We start from the raw sequence: 16,125 nt of genomic DNA on the forward strand, positions 1-16,125 counted from the left end.
GAGTGCCTGCCCCCTTCGTGGTGGCAACTCGAACGTTGTGCCGAGCACCAGCGGCCAGGACCGGCCGGCGTGACTTGATAGGAGCGTGGCATCGCCCCCACTGAGGTGTGTCCGCCGACCGGCCCCAGCCTGTTTGTCACCCAGGCGAAAGGGAGACCGTTCGATGGTCCTCACAGTCGGAGTCGATGTCCACAAGGGGTCGCACACCGCGGTCATGGTCGACCAGGTCGGCGCCCGGCAGGCCAGCAAGACCGTCAAGGCCACCGACGCCGGTCATCTCGAGCTGACCGTCTGGGCTCGCGCCCAGGCCACCCAGCTCACCGGCAGCAAGCCCGGCGAGACCGGCGGGGTGTGTTGGGCGGTGGAGGACTGTCGGCATGTCTCCACCCGCCTGGAGCGGGCGCTGCTCGCGACCGGGGCGCGGGTGGTGCGGGTGCCCCCGAAGTTGATGGCCGGCACCCGGGCCTCGGCGCGCACCCGCGGCAAGTCCGACCCGATCGACGCGCTGGCGGTGGCCCGCGCGGCGCTCCGCGAGCCCGACCTGCCCGTCGCCGAGCACGACCCGGAGTCCCGGGAGCTCAAGCTGCTGGTCGACCATCGGGAGAGCCTGCTCGGTGAGCGCACCGCCAAGGTCAACCGGCTGCGCTGGCACCTGCACGGACTCGACCCCGAACTGCACCTGCCCGCCCGCGGCTTGGGCAGCCTGCGCCGGCTGGACTGGCTCACCGCTCACCTCGCCGAGGCCCACACCGGGCTGGCCGCCGAGCTCGCCGCCGAACTGATCGGCGACATCCGCCGGGTCACCGTCCGGATCCGGGCCCTGGAACGCGAGATCACCGCGCGCACGCAGGCGCTGGCGCCGCAGCTGCTCGACCTCGACGGCTGCGCCGCGCTGACCGCCGCGAAGATTCTCGGGGAGACCGCGAACATCACCCGGTTCCGCTCCGAGGCCTGCTACGCCATGCACGCCGGCGTCGCCCCCGTCCCGGCCTCGTCCGGTCGCAGCGACCGTCACCGCCTGGCCCGCGGCGGGAACCGGCAACTCAACGCCGCACTCCACCGCATCGCCCGCACCCAAGCCCGCATGCCCGACAGCCTCGGCCATGCCTACTACCAACGACGCATCGCCGGCTCCGACCAGGACAAGGACGCCATCCGAGCCCTCAAACGGCGCCTTGCCCGAGTCGTCTACAACCTCCTACAACCCACAGTCCACGATCACGAACGAGCCGCCGCTTGACATAGGAGCAACGTTCGCTCGGAACGGGGTGGGGTGTCCGGGTAGCGTCGGCGGCCGTGGTGACGGACGTGGTGGCCCCGATCGTCCCGCCGTTCCGCGGGAACCTGCTCGGGGAGGCCCGGTTCCAGCTGGAGTTCCTGGGCCTGCTCGCCTCCGGGGTGTACCGGGGGCAGGACGTGCCGCCCGGCGACGACGACCCCGTGCTCGCGGTGCCCGGCTTCCTCGCCGGCGACGCCTCGCTCACGGTGCTGCGGAGCTGGCTGCGCCGCTGCGGGTACCGCGCCTACCGGTCGGGGATCGCCTGGAACGTGGACTGCTCCGAGGCCGCCGTGCGGCGCCTCGACCGCCGCCTCGCCGACGTCGCCGAACGGTCCGGGCGGCCCGTCACGGTGATCGGGCACAGCCGGGGCGGCCTGCTCGCCCACGCGGTGGCGGTCCGGCGGCCGGGCCGGGTCCGGCGGGTGATCACGCTGGGCAGCCCGCTGTCCTCCCCGTTCGACGCGTCGGTGCTCACCCTGGCCGCGGTCGGCGGTGCGCGCCTCGGCCAGAACCTGCTGCGTCCCGCCCGGCCGCAGTGCCTCACCGTCGACTGCCCGTGCGCCTTCGGCCGCGACCTGCGCGCGTCGCCGCCCGTGCCGGTCACCAGCATCCGCACCGTCGAGGACGGGATCGTCCGCCCGGAGTCGTGCCTGGTCGACGGGGCGGACAACCTCGCGGTGCGGGGGAGCCACATCGGGCTGTGCGTGAACGCGGACGTCTACTCCCACATCGCGCGTCTGCTCCGCTGATCGCGGGTAACCACGCACCCATGGCTCCCTGGACCTCCGCCGACATCCCCGACCAGACCGGCCGCACGTTCGTCGTGACCGGCGCGAACTCCGGGCTCGGACTCGTCGCCGCCACCGAGCTCGTGGCGCACGGCGCGCACGTGGTGCTCGCGTGCCGCAACACCGACAAGGGCGAGCAGGCCGCGGCCCGGATCGCCGCGGACGGTGGTCCGGGGACCACCGCCGTCGAGGAGCTCGACCTCGCCGACCTCGCCTCGGTCCGGAAGTTCGCCGCCCGGCTCGAGGGCCCGGTCGACGTGCTGATCAACAACGCGGGGCTCATGGCGATCCCGGAGCAGCGGACCGTCGACGGCTTCGAGATGCAGTTCGGCACCAACGTGCTCGGCCACGTCGCGCTGACCGGGCTGCTGCTCGACCGGCTGACCGACCGCGTCGTCACGCTGTCCAGCCAGATGCACCGCCTCGGGTCGATCCGGCTCGACGACCTGAACTGGGAGCGCCGCCGCTACCAGCGCTGGCTCGCCTACGGGCAGTCCAAGCTGGCCGACCTGATGTTCGCCTACGAGCTCGAGCGGCGCTTCGTCGCCGCCGGCTCGTCGCTGCGCTCCATGGCCGCGCACCCGGGCTACAGCGCGACGAACCTGCAGTCGCGCACCGAGTCGTTCCAGGACGCGGTGATGGGCGTCTTCAACCGGATCGTCGCGCAGGGCCCGGAGATGGGTGCCCTGCCCGAGCTGCACGCCGCGACGGTGCCCGACCTGCCCGGCGGCGTCTACATCGGCCCGGACGGCCCGGCCGAGTCCTGGGGCCACCCGATCCCGGTCGGGTCGACGGCCGCCTCGCACGACCGCGAGGTCCAGAAGGCCCTGGTCCGGGCATGCGAGGAGATGACGGGCATCACGGTCTCCGTGGGGTGATGAGGGGTGATGCGGCCGAACGGGCGACGCACCCCCCAGATCGCCGCCCGACCGTCGCACCGTCAGCTCGATTGGGCATGATCGGTCCGTGAACGATCGACCGGAGCGCAGCGGTGAGCCGTCGGAGGACCCCACTCCGTTGGCGACCCTGCGCCGGCTGGTCGACGAAGGGTCACCGCTCGCCCCGATCCATGCGGCCACGCACGCCCGGCTGACCCGGGTGGAGCGCGGCTGCTGCGAGGCGCGGATGCCGACGACGATCGGCGACGGCCTGCTCGAGTCGCTGCTCATCCTCGCGGACTTCGTGCTCGGGGTGTCCTACTCGAGCAGCCTGCGGGCCGGCGACCGGATCGTGACGGTGCGCCTCGCGGTCCAGCTGCTCGGCCGCCCGTCGTCGGGGGAGGACCTTCACGCCACCGGGACGCTCGACAACGCGAGCAACGGGGTGGGTCTGAGCTCGGCCACGATCACCGACCGCGACGGCCGGCCGCTCGCCCGGTGCGTCGGGCGGAACGCGGTGCTCACCGATCAGCTGTCCGACCAGTACGGGCGGACCGCGCCCCGCTGGGCGAACCGCCCCTCGGGCTGGCGGCTGCTCATGCCGCACCGCGGGGAGGACCCGACCCGCGACGGCACCACGATGATCGCCCACCCGGATCCCGCCTGCCGGAACTCGGCGGGCGTCGTCCAGGGCGGCGCCCTCGCGGGTCTCGCCGCCCGCGGCCTGACGCACGCGCTCGACGTCATCCCGGACGACTTCGCGATCAGCTTCGTCCGCTCGGTCCGGCCCGGGGACCACCCGGTGATGTGCCGGGTGGTCGTGGAGCACGGCGGTCGGCGCATGCGGGTCGGGCGGGCCGAGCTGGTCGACGACCGGGGGCGGCTGCTCGCCACCGCCCAGGGGACGTCGTTCAGGCACTGACCGCGGCCGGACCCTCCTCGGCGGCGGCCGCAGCGCGGGCCTGACCCGCGCGGGCCGAGGCGCGGCCCCACACGATGGTCGCCACGACCAGCGCCCCGATCGCGACCGCGGGGACGACGGAGTTGACCACGACCATCGTCGGGATCGACAGCCGGAAGGTCAGCACGATCCGCAGCGCCGCCTCGCCGAGCAGGCCGAGGCCCCACATCACGGTCATCCCGCGCTGGGTGCGGCGGAAGTGCGGGTACTGCCACAACCCGTTCCACCAGGCGATCCGCTCCGGGTCGCCATTGGTGGCGAAGCGGCGCCCGAACAGGAACATCACCGGCCGGGGCGCGAGCAGGCTGCCCAGGAACACCAGGCCGGTCAGCCCCGTCACGGCCGACTCCTTGAGCAGCAGCAGACGGGGGTCGTCGAAGAACAGCGAGGTCACCACGCCGATCGCGAGCAGCGTGAGGATGAAGAGACTGAACTCGTCGACACGACGGCGGATCGCGATCGAGAGCAGCGTGCTGAGCAACGGCCCGATCGCCGAGAGCAGCAGCGCCGGCACGTCGCCGAGGCCCGCGTCCGAGGCCACGTCGTAGATGACGATCGGTGCGGCGATGTCGAGCACCGCCATGGACACCCAGGGAAGGATCTTGGCCAGCACCGTGGCACCCCCGTCGTGTGACACAATTGCTCCCGACCGTGAGCGAGAACCTACACCGACCTCGTCGCCAGGGCACCCCCGCGGCCCTGGTCGCCTCGCTGTTCGGCACGGCGGGTCGCACCGCCCTGCCCGGACCCGCCCTCGTCGCGTTGCTCGGCGATCTCGGGGTGCGTCCCGAGGCGGCCCGCCGCGCCCTCGCACGCATGCGTGGGGCCGGACAGCTGACGACGACCCGCCGCGGCCGTCAGGTCGACCACCACCTCGCCGGGGCGTTCGGGGCCTCGGTGCTGCGGCTGCGCGACGACCGCGGTGAACGGCCGCCGTGGGACGGCGCGTTCCACACGCTGCTGCACCACGTCCCGGAGTCCGCCCGCCCCTATCGCGACCGACTGCGGCGGGCCGCGGTGCTCGTCGGGTACGGCCCCTGGCAGCCCGGGGTCCTGCTGTGCCCCACCGACCGGTCCGCCGGCCTGTGCGAGGTGCTCGCCGACGTCCCGCCGGACGCGTCGGTGGTGCTGGGGCGGCTCGTTCCCGACGAGGGGTGGGTCGGCTCCGTCGTCGGTGGCGCTCTGCACGCACCGAGTGGGAGCAGCGGGACATCGTCGCCGGCGGTCGCGGCCGCCATGGCCCGCCGGGCCTGGGCGCTCGACGAGGTCGCCGACGACCTGCGCGCCCACCACGCCCGGCTGCTCGCGGTGCTGGACCGTCCGGTTCCGGACGATGGGGCGACGGCGCTGCGCCGGCTCTCGGACGCGACCGGCCCGGTGTACGTCGACCTGCTGCGCGACCCGGGGCTGCCGACCGAACTGCTGCCGCCCGACTGGCCCGGGGGCGACCTCCGCGTGGCCCTCGGGCGGGTCGTGGCGGCGTTCCTGCCGACCGTCGTCGCGCACGTGCACGCCCGGATCGCCGCCGCGGAATGATCGACGCGCCCGTCCCGCGGTCGGGAAAACCTCCATGGACATCCGACAGTCGGTCGACCTAACGTGACCCGGCTGACACTCATCGTGGAGGAGAGCTCGTGAGCAGGCTGCGTTTCGGCACGTTCCTCGCCCCGTTCCACCGCGCCGGGGAGAACCCGACGCTCGCGCTCCAGCGCGACCTGGAACTGATCGAACACCTGGACGCCCTCGGTGTCGACGAGGCCTGGATCGGCGAGCACCACTCCGCCGGCAGCGAGATCATCGCGTCGCCGGAGATCTTCATCGCGGCCGCGGCGGAGCGCACGAAGCGGATCAAGCTGGGCACCGGCGTGACCTCGGCGGCGTACCACAACCCGCTCTGGGTGGCCGACCGCATGGTGCTGCTCGACCACCTCACCCGCGGCCGGACGATGCTCGGCGTCGGGCCGGGCTCGCTGCCCAGCGACTCGTCGATGATCGGGCTGAACCCGACCGACACGCGCGAGCTGCTCGACGTCAACCTCGACATCATCATGCGGCTGCTGGCCGGCGAGACGGTCACCGCGCAGACGAAGACCCACAACCTCGTCGAGGCGCGCCTGCAACTGCGGCCGTTCACCGAGCCGTGCTTCGACATCGTCGTCGCCGCGGTGGCCTCGCCGACCGGGCCGCGGATGGCCGGCCGGCACGGCGTCGGCCTGCTCAACATCGGCGCGACGATGACCCAGGACGGCTTCGACGCCCTGGCGCACCACTGGAACGTCGTCAAGGAGCGTGCCGAGCACTACGGCCAGCCCGAGCCCGACCGCGACAAGTGGCGCCTCGTCGGCCTCATGCACATCGCGGAGACCAAGGAGCAGGCCTACCGCGACGTGGAGTACGGCATCGAGTCGTGGTTCCGGTACTTCCAGAAGACGGCGGCGTTCCCGCAGATGGCGGTCGAGGGCGGCGACGTCAAGGAGATGATCGACTTCATCAACGAGGCCGGCATCGGCGCGATCGGGACCCCGGAGGACGCGCGGGCCCAGGTGCAGCGCCTGGCCGACCAGTCCGGCGGCTTCGGCGCGATGCTGCTGCTCGGGCACGAGTGGGCCAACCCGGAGGCGACGAAGCGCTCCTGGGAGCTCCTCGCCCAGTACGTCATGCCGCACTTCCAGGGCCGGACCTGGGGCGGGGTGTCGCACGCCGAGTCCACCCAGCAGGCCAAGGAGCGCGCGGGCCTCAAGCGCGACGAGTACGCGGCGACCCAGCTCTCCGCGGTCGAGCACATGACGCAGAAGTACGCCGACGAGGTGGCGTCGAAGGGCTGAGCACCTCCCGGTGCCAGCAATGCGTCACTCCTTGCACCCAGTGACAGGAAATCCGGCATCGTCGACCGTGCCGACCCGCGGTGATCGTCACGCCCGCCGCGGGCGGCCCGGCCGTTAGGGTGGCGGCCGTGCCCGACCGTGACCCCCGCGCCCACGACCGGTGACCGTCACCGTCGTCGGCATCGGCGCCGACGGGTGGCCCGGACTCGCCCCGCCCGCGCGCGCGGCCTGTGAACGGGCGGCCGTCGTGCTCGGGGCACCGCGCCAGCTCGACCTGCTGCCCGCCGCCGTGACCGCGCGCCGCGAGGAGTGGCCGGCGCCGATGATGCCCGCGCTGCCCAGCCTGCTCGACCGGCTCGGCGGCGAGGAGCTCGTCGTCCTCGCGAGCGGCGACCCGATGTTCTTCGGCATCGGCACGAGCGTGCTCCGGCTGCGGCCCGACGCGACCGTGGTGGCGCACCCGTCGTCGGTCGCGCTCGCCTGCGCCCGGCTCGGCTGGGCCGAGCAGGACGCCGTGGTGGTGTCCGCGGTGGGCCGCCCGCTCGAGGCGGTCCGCGCGGCGCTCGCACCGCGGCGACGGCTGCTCGTGCTGGCCGACTCCGGCGCCCTGCCCGGTCGGCTCGCCGCCCTGCTCGTCGGCGCCGGATACGGCGAGGCCCGCCTGAGCGTGCTGGGCTCGCTCGGCGCCGAGCACGAGTCACGCGTCGACGGCGTCGCGGCGAGCTGGAACGCCCCGGGCTCCGACCCGCTCGCCGTCGTCGCCGTCGACTGCCCCGCCCTTCCCGACGACGGGTGGCTCGGCCGGGCCCCCGGCCTCCCGGACGAGGCGTACACGCACGACGGCCAGCTCACCAAGGCCGAGATGCGCGCGCTGTCGGTCGCGGCGCTGCGCCCGTTGCCCGGGCAGCTGCTGTGGGACGTCGGCGGGGGAGCGGGCTCGATCGGCATCGAGTGGTGCCGGGCCGAGCCGACGGCGCGGGCGATCGCGGTCGAGTCCCGCGAGGACCGGGCCGCGCGGATCGTCGAGAACGCGCTGGCGCTCGGGGTCCCGGGGGTGCGGGTCGTCCCGGGGCGGGCGCCCGAGGTGCTGGCCGGGCTCGACGCCCCGGACGCCGTCTTCGTCGGGGGTGGGGTGTCCGCGCCCGGCATGCTCGAGGCGTGCCGACGGGCGCTGGGTCCGGGCGGACGACTGGTGGCCAACGCGGTGACGCTAGAGGGCGAGGCGGCGCTCGCGGCCGCGCGCGCCGAGTACGGCGGCGAGGTCCGCCGGATCGCCGTGTCGCGCGGCCGCCCCGTCGGGCGCTACCTGGGGTGGAAGGCCCTCGCGCCCGTCACCCAGTGGGTGCTGCACGTGGGCGCGACCGCCGCCCGACCGACTCCCGACGTCGGCGACGTCCCCCCGCCGACCCCGCCCCCCTGGAGGCAGCAGTGACCGTCCGCTTCGTCGGAGCAGGCCCCGGCGCGGCCGACCTCATCACCGTCCGCGGGCTCCGGGCGATCGCGACGAGCCCGGTGTGTCTCTACGCCGGCTCACTCGTCCCCGAGGACCTGCTCGCGCAGTGCCCGCCGCACGCCCACAAGGTCGACACCGCGCGCCTGACCCTCGACGAGATCGTCGCCGAGCTGGTGGCCGCGGACGCCGCCGGCCACGACGTGGCGCGCCTGTGCTCCGGCGACCCCGCCGTGTTCTCCGCCGTCGCCGAGCAGACCCGCCGGCTCGACGAGGCCGGCGTCGCCTGGGAGATCGTCCCCGGCGTCCCCGCCTTCGCCGCGGCCGCCGCCGCGCTGCGCACCGAGCTGACCGTGCCCGGCGTCGGGCAGTCGGTGGTGCTCACCCGCGACGCCGCGAACGCGACGCCGATGCCCGACGGCGAGTCCCTCGACGTCTGGGCCGCCACCGGCGGGACGCTCGTGCTGCACCTGGCCGTGCAGCGGTGCGCGGAGGTCGTCGGGACCCTGCTCCGGCACCGGCCGCCGCACGAGCCGGTCGCCGTGGTCGCCCGGGCCTCGCGCGACGACGAGCTCGTGCTGCGCGGCACGCTCGCCGACATCGCGGAGCAGGTCGAGGCCGCGGGGGTGCGCCGGACCGCGGTGATCGTGGTCGGCGCCGTCGTCGGGCAGGGCCAGGGCTGCGAGTCGCACCTCTACTCGGCGCAGCGCGTTCGGCCGTGAGCGAGCCCGCCGATCCGAGCGAATGGCACTCTCGCGCGCTCTATGTGCGCGAGAGTGCCGTTCGCTCGGACGCGAGGCGGGTGCTCGTCCTCGGCGGCACCGCGGAGGCGCGCGCCCTCGCCGACACCCTGACCGCCCGCGGCCACCACGTCACGACCTCCCTCGCCGGGCGCACCCGCGACCCGCGCCTGCCCGCCGGCGAGGTCCGGACCGGCGGGTTCGGCGGCGCCGAGGGGCTGGCCACCGCCCTCCGCCACGTCGACCTGCTCGTCGACGCGACCCACCCCTTCGCCGAGCGCATGTCCGACCACGCCGCGCAGGCCGCCACGACCACCGGCACGCCGTGGGTGGTGCTGCGTCGGCCCGGCTGGACCGAAGGGTCGGGCGACCGCTGGGTCCGGGTCCCGACGACGAGCGCCGCGGCCGGTGCGCTCGGGGACGCCGGCAGCGTGTTCCTCGCCATCGGGCGCCAGGGCGTGCACCACTTCGCGGCGCTGGAACAGGTCCGGCTCGTCCGTGCCATCGAACCGCCCGACGTGCTCCCGCCGCGCGCCCACCTGATCCTGCAGCGCGGCCCCTTCGCCCTCGACGACGAGCGCGCGCTGCTCGCCGAGCACCGCATCGACACGATCGTCGCGAAGGACTCCGGCGGCGCCACCGAGGCGAAGCTGGTCGCGGCGCGGGAGGCGGGCGTCGTCGTCGTGCTGGTGGACCGGCCTGCGCCGCCCGGGGGAGCGCGCACCGTGCCGGACGTCGACACCGCCGTCGAGTGGGTGGAGAACACACCGAACTGACCGGTCGATGTGTCCGGCACCTACGGTGCGGACCGTCACGGCCGCCCTAGTGTCGCCGGTCATGTCCTCCGTGTCCGAATCCTCACCACCAGAACGTCGCTCCGTGGTGCGCATCGTCGCCGCGAGCATGCTCGGCACGACCGTCGAGTGGTACGACTTCTTCCTCTACGGCGTCGCCGCCGCGGTCGTCTTCCCCGCCGTGTTCTTCCCGGCCGCGGACCCGGTCGCCGGCACCCTGCTCTCGTTCGGCACGTTCGCCATCGGGTTCATCGCCCGTCCGCTCGGCGGCCTCGTCTTCGGCCACTACGGCGACAAGATCGGCCGCAAGAAGCTGCTCGTGCTGAGCCTGCTCATGATGGGGATCTCGACGTTCCTCATCGGCGTGCTCCCCAGCTACGCCACCGCCGGGGTGCTCGCGCCCACGCTGCTCATCCTGCTGCGCCTCATCCAGGGCTTCGCGCTCGGTGGCGAGTGGGGCGGGGCGGTGCTGATCGTCTCCGAGCACGGCGACGCGAAGCACCGCGGGTTCTGGGCGAGCTGGCCGCAGGCCGGTGCCCCCGCCGGGCAGCTGCTCGCCAACGGTCTGCTCGCCGCGCTCGCGGTGTTCCAGTCCGAGGAGGCGTTCCTGGCCTGGGGCTGGCGCATCCCGTTCCTGCTCTCGGCCGTCCTCGTCCTGATCGGGCTCTACGTGCGGCTCTCGGTCGAGGAGTCGCCGATCTTCCGGGCCGCCCGGGCCAAGGCCGAGGCCGCCGCGCAGGACGCCCCGCCGGCTCCGCCGATCCTCGAGGTGTTCAAGCGGTACCCGCGCGAGGTGTTCGTCGCGATGGGCGCCCGGTTCGCGGAGAACGTCTCGTACTACCTGTTCACGATCGTCATCTCGACCTACATGAAGCAGCAGTACGACCTGCCGTCGTCGTTCGTGCTGAACGCCGTGCTGATCGGTGCGGCCGTGCACGTGGTGACGATCCCGCTGTGGGGCGCGGTGTCCGACCGCATCGGGCGGCGCCCGACCTACGTGGTCGGCGCGGTCGGCGTCGGTGTGTGGGGCTTCGCCTTCTTCGGCCTGCTCGACTCGCAGAGCTTCGCGCTGACGGCGGTCGCCGTCGTGATCGGTCTCGTGTTCCACGGCGCCATGTACGGGCCGCAGGCCGCGTTCCTCTCCGAGCTGTTCGGCACGCGCGTGCGCTACTCGGGCGTCTCGATCGGTTACCAGCTCGCGTCCGTCGCCGCCGGTGGGCTCGCCCCGATCATCGCGGTCGCCCTGCTCGGGGCCACCGGCTCCGGCCAGTCGATCGCGGCCTACCTCGCGGTGTGCTCGGTGATCACGCTGGTCGCGGTGTTCTCCTACTCCGAGACGCGCGACCGCGACCTCGGGGCGGACGACGGCGTGGTCACGCCCGAGCCGACCCGACCCGGCGTCGGGACGTAGCGCGCATGGCGTCCGGGGTGCTCCCATGCACCGTGCTCGTGGACGCCCTCCGGCTGCTCGCCGACGACGGCCCGGCCACCGACCTCGAACGGGCGGCGGCCGCGGTCGCGGCCTCCGACCCGGAGACGGCGGCCCTGGTGCTGCGGGTGCGGTCGACGATCGAGGCGGGGCGGCGGCGGGAGGCCGAGCTCGCGGCCCTCGTCGACACCGCCCGGGACCTCGCCGCCGAGTCCGACCCGGGCCTGGTGCTGGACGCGATCGTGCGCCGGGCCCGGGCGCTGCTCTCCACCGACGTCGCCTACCTGACGCTCTACGACCCCGACCGCGGCGACACCTTCATGCGCGCCACGGCGGGGTCCGTGTCGGCGGCGTTCCAGACGCTGCGGCTGCCGGTGGGCGCGGGCCTCGGCGGGCTCGTCGCCCAGTCCCGGCACGCGCACTGGACCACCCGCTACCCCGCGGACTCCCGCTACCGGCACACCGACGAGATCGACGCGGCCGTCTCCGAGGAGGGGATCGTCGCGATCTGCGGCACCCCGCTGCTGGTGGGCGAGGAGTTCGTCGGCGTGCTGTTCGCCGCGAACCGGTCCGCCCGCCCGTTCACCCCCGACGACGTGGCCCTGCTCGGCTCGCTCGCCGCGCTCGCGGCCGTGTCGCTCACGCAGACCCGGGCGGCCGCGGAGACGGCGACCGCGCTGGCCGGGCTGCGCGCCGCGCACGCCGACCTCGCCCGGGCCGCGGACGCGCACGACCGCTTCGCCGCGCTCGTCCTCGGTGGCGGCGACGTCACCGACCTCGCAGCCGCCCTCGCCGACCTGCTGGACGGCTGGGTGCGGGTGGTCGACGACGGTGGGGCGCCGATCGCGTCGGCCGGCCCGGTCCCGGACGGTCTCGACGCCGCCGCGTGCGTCCGCGCCGCGGCCGCCGACCCGGGACGCCTCGTCGCGGTGGAGGGCGCCGAGGCGGTGTCGGTGGTGGCGGCCCACCAGCAGCTGGCGACCCTCGTCGTCGCGCCGCCCGCGCCCGGTGCGGCCTCCGAGGGTCCGCGCTCGCGGATCGTCGAGCGCGCGGCCACCGTCAGCGCCCTCGTGCTGCTCTTCCGCGCCCAGGCCTCGGAGTCCGAGCAGCGCCACCGCGGCGAGGCCCTGCTCGAGCTGCTCGGCGGGGAGACCCCGACCGCCGCCCTGCGCGACCGCATCCGGGCCCTCGGCGTCGAGATCCGCCGCCCGCACCGGGTCCTGGTCGCCCGCTGCGCCGAGCACCAGCGGGCCCGGCTGGCCGTCGACGCCGCGCACGCCGTGGGCCGCGCCGGCCTCGTCGCGGAGCGCACGGACGCGGTCGTCGTGCTCCTTCCCGACGACGCCTCGGGCCGGCTCGCCGAGGACCTCGCCCGTCCGGCGTCGGACGAGTCGGCGGCGGTGACGGTCGGCGTGTCGGAGACCGTGCTGCCGGCCGACGGCCTCGTCGGCGCCGCCGCCGACGCCCGCCGCGCCGCCGAGGCCCTCGTCGCGCTGGGCCGGGAAGGGCGGTCCGGGTCGGTCGCCGAGCTCGGGTTCGCCGCCCTGCTGCTGTCGCGGACACCCGACGTGGCCGGCTACGTGGAGAGCGTGCTCGGCCCGCTGCTCGAGCACGACCGCCGCCGCGGCACCGACCTCGTCGGCACCCTCGCGGCCTGGTTCGCGGCGGGCCGCTCGCCGACCCGGGCCGCGAGCACCCTGCACGTGCACGTCAACACGGTGACCCAGCGCCTGGAGCGGGTCCGCGCCGTGCTGGGCGACGACTGGCAGGACCCGGAACGCACCCTGGAGCTGCACCTGGCGCTGCGGCTGCGGGGGCTTCGCCGGTGAGGGGAATGCGGATGGACCCGGCGGAGTTCAGGCGGCTACAGTAGTTGACAGTTCAACTTCAGGAGGTCGCCATGCAGTTCGGGGTCTTCACCGTCGGCGACGTGACGCCCGACCCGACCACGGGCCGCGAGCCGACCGAGGCCGAGCGCATCCGGGCGATGGTGACGATCGCCCGGAAGGCCGAGGAGGTCGGGCTCGACGTCTTCGCCACCGGCGAGCACCACAACCCGCCGTTCGTCCCCTCGTCGCCGACCACCCTGCTCGGGCACATCGCCGCCCTCACCGAGCGGCTGGTGCTCTCGACGTCCACGACGCTGATCACCACCAACGACCCGGTGAAGATCGCCGAGGACTACGCGATGCTGCAGCACCTCGCCGAGGGCCGCGTCGACCTCATGATGGGCCGCGGCAACACCGGCCCGGTCTACCCGTGGTTCGGCCAGGACATCCGCCAGGGCATCCCGCTGGCGCTGGAGAACTACGCGCTGCTGCGCCGCCTGTGGACCGAGGACGTCGTGGACTGGGAGGGGCGGTTCCGCACGCCGCTGCACGGGTTCACCTCGACCCCTCGCCCGCTCGACGGCGTCGCGCCCTTCGTCTGGCACGGCTCGATCCGCTCGCCCGAGATCGCCGAGCAGGCCGCCTTCTACGGCGACGGCTTCTTCCACAACCACATCTTCTGGCCCGCCTCGCACACGAAGCAGATGGTCGAGTTCTACCGGCGCCGCTTCGAGCACTACGGGCACGGCTCGGCCGACCAGGCCATCGTCGGGCTCGGCGGGCAGGTGTTCATGCGGAAGAACTCGCAGGACGCGGTGAACGAGTTCCGCCCCTACTTCGACCACGCGCCGGTCTACGGCGGCGGGCCCTCGCTGGAGGACTTCTCCACGCAGACGCCGCTGACGGTCGGGTCGCCGCAGGAGGTCATCGACCGCACCCTCGGCTTCCGCGACTACGTCGGTGACTACCAGCGCCAGCTGTTCCTCATCGACCACGCCGGTCTGCCGCTGAAGACGGTGCTGGAGCAGATGGACCTGCTCGGCGAGGAGGTCGTCCCGGTGCTGCGCCGCGAGTTCGCCGCGCTCAAGCCGGCGCACGTCCCGGACGCGCCGACCCACGCCTCGCTGCTCGCCGCCCGCGACGCGCAGGAGCCGGCTCTGGTCTGACCCTCCCCGGCGCCCGGCCCCGCAACTGTTCCGAGCGAGCGGCACTGTCGCAGCATCTATGCGCGCGAGAGTGCCGTTCGCTCGGGAGCGGGGGTGGGAGATCACCGGACCGCGGCCGGCTCCAGGTCCCGCAGGGCACCCGAGAGGCCGACGACGGCGACCACCACGACCCACACGGCCACCACCGACAGTCCGGCTGCCACGGGGGAGCCCACCTCCGCGACCACTCCGGCCAGCCCGATCCCGGCCGGGGCGGTGACCTGCAGCAGCGCGTTCTGCAGGCCCAGCACCCGGCCGTGGGTCGCGTCCGGGATCCGCTCGGCCTGCAGGACGCCGAGGATCGCGCCGAGCGTGGCGTTGGACAGCCCCAGCAGCGCGGCCCCGGCCAGGACCACGACCGGTGAGGCGAGCGAGGCGATCGTCAGGAAGCCGACGGTGGTCCCCACGAGGGCGCCGACGGTCCACCACCCCCGGGAGCCGCGCACCCCCGCCGTCGTGAAGACCGCGGTGCCGACCAGCATGCCGAGGGCGAGGGCCGTGAGGACGAGGCCCAGCAGGTCGGCCCGGCCGAGCGCGCTGAACCACACGGGCAGGACCAGTCCCTGCAGGCCGCCGAGGACGAGGGCGAGGCCGAGGGTGAGTCCGACCGTCCCGGACAGGAACCGGCTGTGGCGCAGGACCCGGGCGCCCGCCGCGAGCTCGGTGAGGACCGAGGTGCGCGCCGCCGGCACGGACACGCGACCGAGCCGGTGGGGCAGCACGAGCGTCAGCAGGGCGGCGGCCGCCGAGGTGGCGGCCGTGACGAACAGGACCGTGCTCCCGTCGAACACCGTCAGCAGCGTGCCCGCGGCGGCCGGACCGACGACCAGCGCCACCGAGGTCATCGCCTGGCGCAACCCGACGAGCCGCTCCAGCGACACGCCGGTGTGCCGGGCGACGGCGGGGACCAGCACCTGGCGGGCGGTGAGGCCCGGGACGTCGCCGAACGCACCCACGATCGCCAGCGCGATCAGCCAGCCCAGCGTGAGCCCCGTGAGCAGGTCGACGACCGGGATGGCGGCGACGGCGAGGGCGGAGACCACGTCGCTGAGGATCGAGCCGGTCCGCCGGTTGATCCGGTCGATCACGAGACCGGCGCCGAGTCCGACGACGAGCGCGGGCCCGGCGGTCGCCACCGACACCGCGGCGACGCTCGCGGGGCTCCCCGTGGCCTGCAGGACGATCAGCGGCAGCGCGACGGCGGCGAGCCCGTTGCCGAGCAGGCTGAGCAGGTGTGCGCCGAGGTAGGCGAGGGCGACGACGGGCACTCCGGTCACCGCCTCCGGGCGACGAGCCACCGACTGCGGAAGCTCAGCGCGCGCTCGGTGGCCGCGAGTGCCCCGACGACGCCGACCACCGTCAGCCACCCGCCGGACAGGCTGTAGGGCAGGGTGAGCGTGCCGACCCGCGCGGCGATCGCGGGCACCCGGGTGAGGGCCTGCACGCCGTGGGCCAGCTCGATCGCCCCGGCCGCGAGGACGAGCAGGACGGCGAGGACCCCGACCGCGTGACTCGTCGTCGGGAAGCGACGGGCGAACCCGGCCCGGCGGCCCTCGAGGGTGCGTGGGTGCGGGATGAGGAGCCGCTCGGACCCGTCGGGGGCCACCAGGTGCATGCGCTTGAGCCCGTACTCGCTCTCCGCGACGTCGACGATCCCGCCGGGCACCGCGAAGGCCGCGGGCACCGTGGAGCGGGCGACCTGGACGCCGTCGCGGAACAGCGCGACCCGGCTGCGCCCGGTGTTCGGGTCGGACCCGTAGCGGACGTCGACCTCGTAGCGGTGGCCGGAGTCGTCGAAATGGAACAGCGTGCGGGTGAAGAGCTGCCAGGAGCGGTAGGCGGGTCGCGGGCTCCCGTCCCCGGGGCGGACCCGGGCGAGCTGGCGGCGTCGCCGGAAGGTGGTGAACACACCGAGGACGCTCGCCCGTGCCGTCGCGGCACCCTCCA

General features: G+C 74.5%; 15 protein-coding genes. 12 read left to right on the top strand and 3 right to left on the bottom strand.

Annotation, left to right across the window (positions count from 1 at the left end):
- Window positions 1-163: 163 nt before the first annotated feature.
- The 4 genes from ACQPYX_RS12350 to ACQPYX_RS12365 all read left to right on the top strand — a co-directional run bounded on the left by ACQPYX_RS12350 (window position 164) and on the right by ACQPYX_RS12365 (window position 3,867).
- Window positions 164-1,240, top strand: coding sequence for an IS110 family transposase (locus ACQPYX_RS12350; RefSeq protein WP_433799434.1), 1,077 nt, complete (start codon window positions 164-166; stop codon window positions 1,238-1,240).
- A 56-nt stretch (window positions 1,241-1,296) separates the two neighbouring features.
- Window positions 1,297-2,028, top strand: a complete 732-nt coding sequence (locus tag ACQPYX_RS12355) for an esterase/lipase family protein (RefSeq protein WP_433803207.1) — start codon at window positions 1,297-1,299, stop codon at window positions 2,026-2,028.
- A 20-nt stretch (window positions 2,029-2,048) separates the two neighbouring features.
- Complete coding sequence (locus tag ACQPYX_RS12360; RefSeq protein ID WP_433803208.1) at window positions 2,049-2,945, top strand: oxidoreductase; 897 nt, start codon at window positions 2,049-2,051, stop codon at window positions 2,943-2,945.
- Between the two features lie 88 nt (window positions 2,946-3,033).
- Window positions 3,034-3,867: a PaaI family thioesterase gene (locus tag ACQPYX_RS12365; RefSeq protein WP_433803209.1), complete on the top strand. Its 834-nt coding sequence runs from the start codon at window positions 3,034-3,036 to the stop codon at window positions 3,865-3,867.
- On the opposite strand, the gene ACQPYX_RS12370 is transcribed toward ACQPYX_RS12365, so the two are convergent.
- Window positions 3,857-4,519: a VC0807 family protein gene (locus ACQPYX_RS12370; RefSeq protein WP_433803210.1), complete on the bottom strand. Its 663-nt coding sequence runs from the start codon at window positions 4,517-4,519 to the stop codon at window positions 3,857-3,859. The genes ACQPYX_RS12365 and ACQPYX_RS12370 overlap by 11 nt on opposite strands.
- A gap of 38 nt (window positions 4,520-4,557) precedes the next feature.
- Here ACQPYX_RS12370 and ACQPYX_RS12375 point away from each other — a divergent pair, with 38 nt between their 5' ends.
- From ACQPYX_RS12375 to ACQPYX_RS12410, 8 genes are all read left to right on the top strand, one after another.
- On the top strand, window positions 4,558-5,442 hold the full coding sequence (locus ACQPYX_RS12375; protein WP_433803211.1) for a PaaX family transcriptional regulator C-terminal domain-containing protein: 885 nt from the start codon (window positions 4,558-4,560) through the stop codon (window positions 5,440-5,442).
- 98 nt (window positions 5,443-5,540) lie between these two features.
- Window positions 5,541-6,731, top strand: a complete 1,191-nt coding sequence (locus tag ACQPYX_RS12380) for an LLM class flavin-dependent oxidoreductase (RefSeq protein WP_433803212.1) — start codon at window positions 5,541-5,543, stop codon at window positions 6,729-6,731.
- Between the two features lie 160 nt (window positions 6,732-6,891).
- Window positions 6,892-8,163, top strand: coding sequence for a precorrin-6y C5,15-methyltransferase (decarboxylating) subunit CbiE (gene cbiE, locus ACQPYX_RS12385; RefSeq protein WP_433803213.1), 1,272 nt, complete (start codon window positions 6,892-6,894; stop codon window positions 8,161-8,163).
- Window positions 8,160-8,903, top strand: a complete 744-nt coding sequence (gene cobM, locus ACQPYX_RS12390) for a precorrin-4 C(11)-methyltransferase (RefSeq protein WP_433803214.1) — start codon at window positions 8,160-8,162, stop codon at window positions 8,901-8,903. The genes cbiE and cobM overlap by 4 nt, the downstream gene beginning before the upstream one ends.
- 80 nt (window positions 8,904-8,983) lie before the next feature.
- Window positions 8,984-9,697 carry a cobalt-precorrin-6A reductase gene (locus ACQPYX_RS12395; RefSeq protein WP_433803215.1) on the top strand — a complete coding sequence of 238 codons (714 nt, stop codon included), beginning with the start codon at window positions 8,984-8,986 and terminating at the stop codon, window positions 9,695-9,697.
- A 61-nt stretch (window positions 9,698-9,758) separates the two neighbouring features.
- Window positions 9,759-11,126, top strand: a complete 1,368-nt coding sequence (locus ACQPYX_RS12400; protein ID WP_433803216.1) for an MFS transporter — start codon at window positions 9,759-9,761, stop codon at window positions 11,124-11,126.
- Window positions 11,127-11,164: 38 nt separating this feature from the next.
- A complete protein-coding gene (locus ACQPYX_RS12405) occupies window positions 11,165-12,973 on the top strand; it encodes a helix-turn-helix domain-containing protein (protein ID WP_433803217.1) in 1,809 nt (602 codons plus the stop codon).
- A 71-nt stretch (window positions 12,974-13,044) separates the two neighbouring features.
- Window positions 13,045-14,139, top strand: coding sequence for an LLM class flavin-dependent oxidoreductase (locus ACQPYX_RS12410; RefSeq protein WP_433803218.1), 1,095 nt, complete (start codon window positions 13,045-13,047; stop codon window positions 14,137-14,139).
- Between the two features lie 101 nt (window positions 14,140-14,240).
- Here ACQPYX_RS12410 and ACQPYX_RS12415 read toward each other — a convergent pair whose 3' ends face one another.
- Together ACQPYX_RS12415 and ACQPYX_RS12420 are read right to left on the bottom strand one after the other, a co-directional pair.
- Window positions 14,241-15,455 (bottom strand): MFS transporter, encoded by a 1,215-nt coding sequence (locus ACQPYX_RS12415; protein WP_433803219.1) that lies wholly within the window; start codon window positions 15,453-15,455, stop codon window positions 14,241-14,243.
- Window positions 15,452-16,087: a hypothetical protein gene (locus ACQPYX_RS12420; RefSeq protein WP_433803220.1), complete on the bottom strand. Its 636-nt coding sequence runs from the start codon at window positions 16,085-16,087 to the stop codon at window positions 15,452-15,454. The genes ACQPYX_RS12415 and ACQPYX_RS12420 overlap by 4 nt, the downstream gene beginning before the upstream one ends.
- Window positions 16,088-16,125: the final 38 nt, after the last annotated feature.

The sequence above is a fragment of the Actinomycetospora sp. CA-084318 genome (genome assembly GCF_050955885.1).
Lineage (GTDB): Bacteria > Actinomycetota > Actinomycetes > Mycobacteriales > Pseudonocardiaceae > Actinomycetospora.

Bases quoted from the DNA above. Each gene is read 5' to 3' on its own strand.
- ACQPYX_RS12350 (WP_433799434.1), top strand. From the start codon at position 164: ATGGTCCTCACAGTCGGAGTCGATGTCCACAAGGGGTCGCACACCGCG.
- ACQPYX_RS12360 (WP_433803208.1), top strand. From the start codon at position 2,049: ATGGCTCCCTGGACCTCCGCCGACATCCCCGACCAGACCGGCCGCACG.
- ACQPYX_RS12400 (WP_433803216.1), top strand. From the start codon at position 9,759: ATGTCCTCCGTGTCCGAATCCTCACCACCAGAACGTCGCTCCGTGGTG.
- ACQPYX_RS12410 (WP_433803218.1), top strand. From the start codon at position 13,045: ATGCAGTTCGGGGTCTTCACCGTCGGCGACGTGACGCCCGACCCGACC.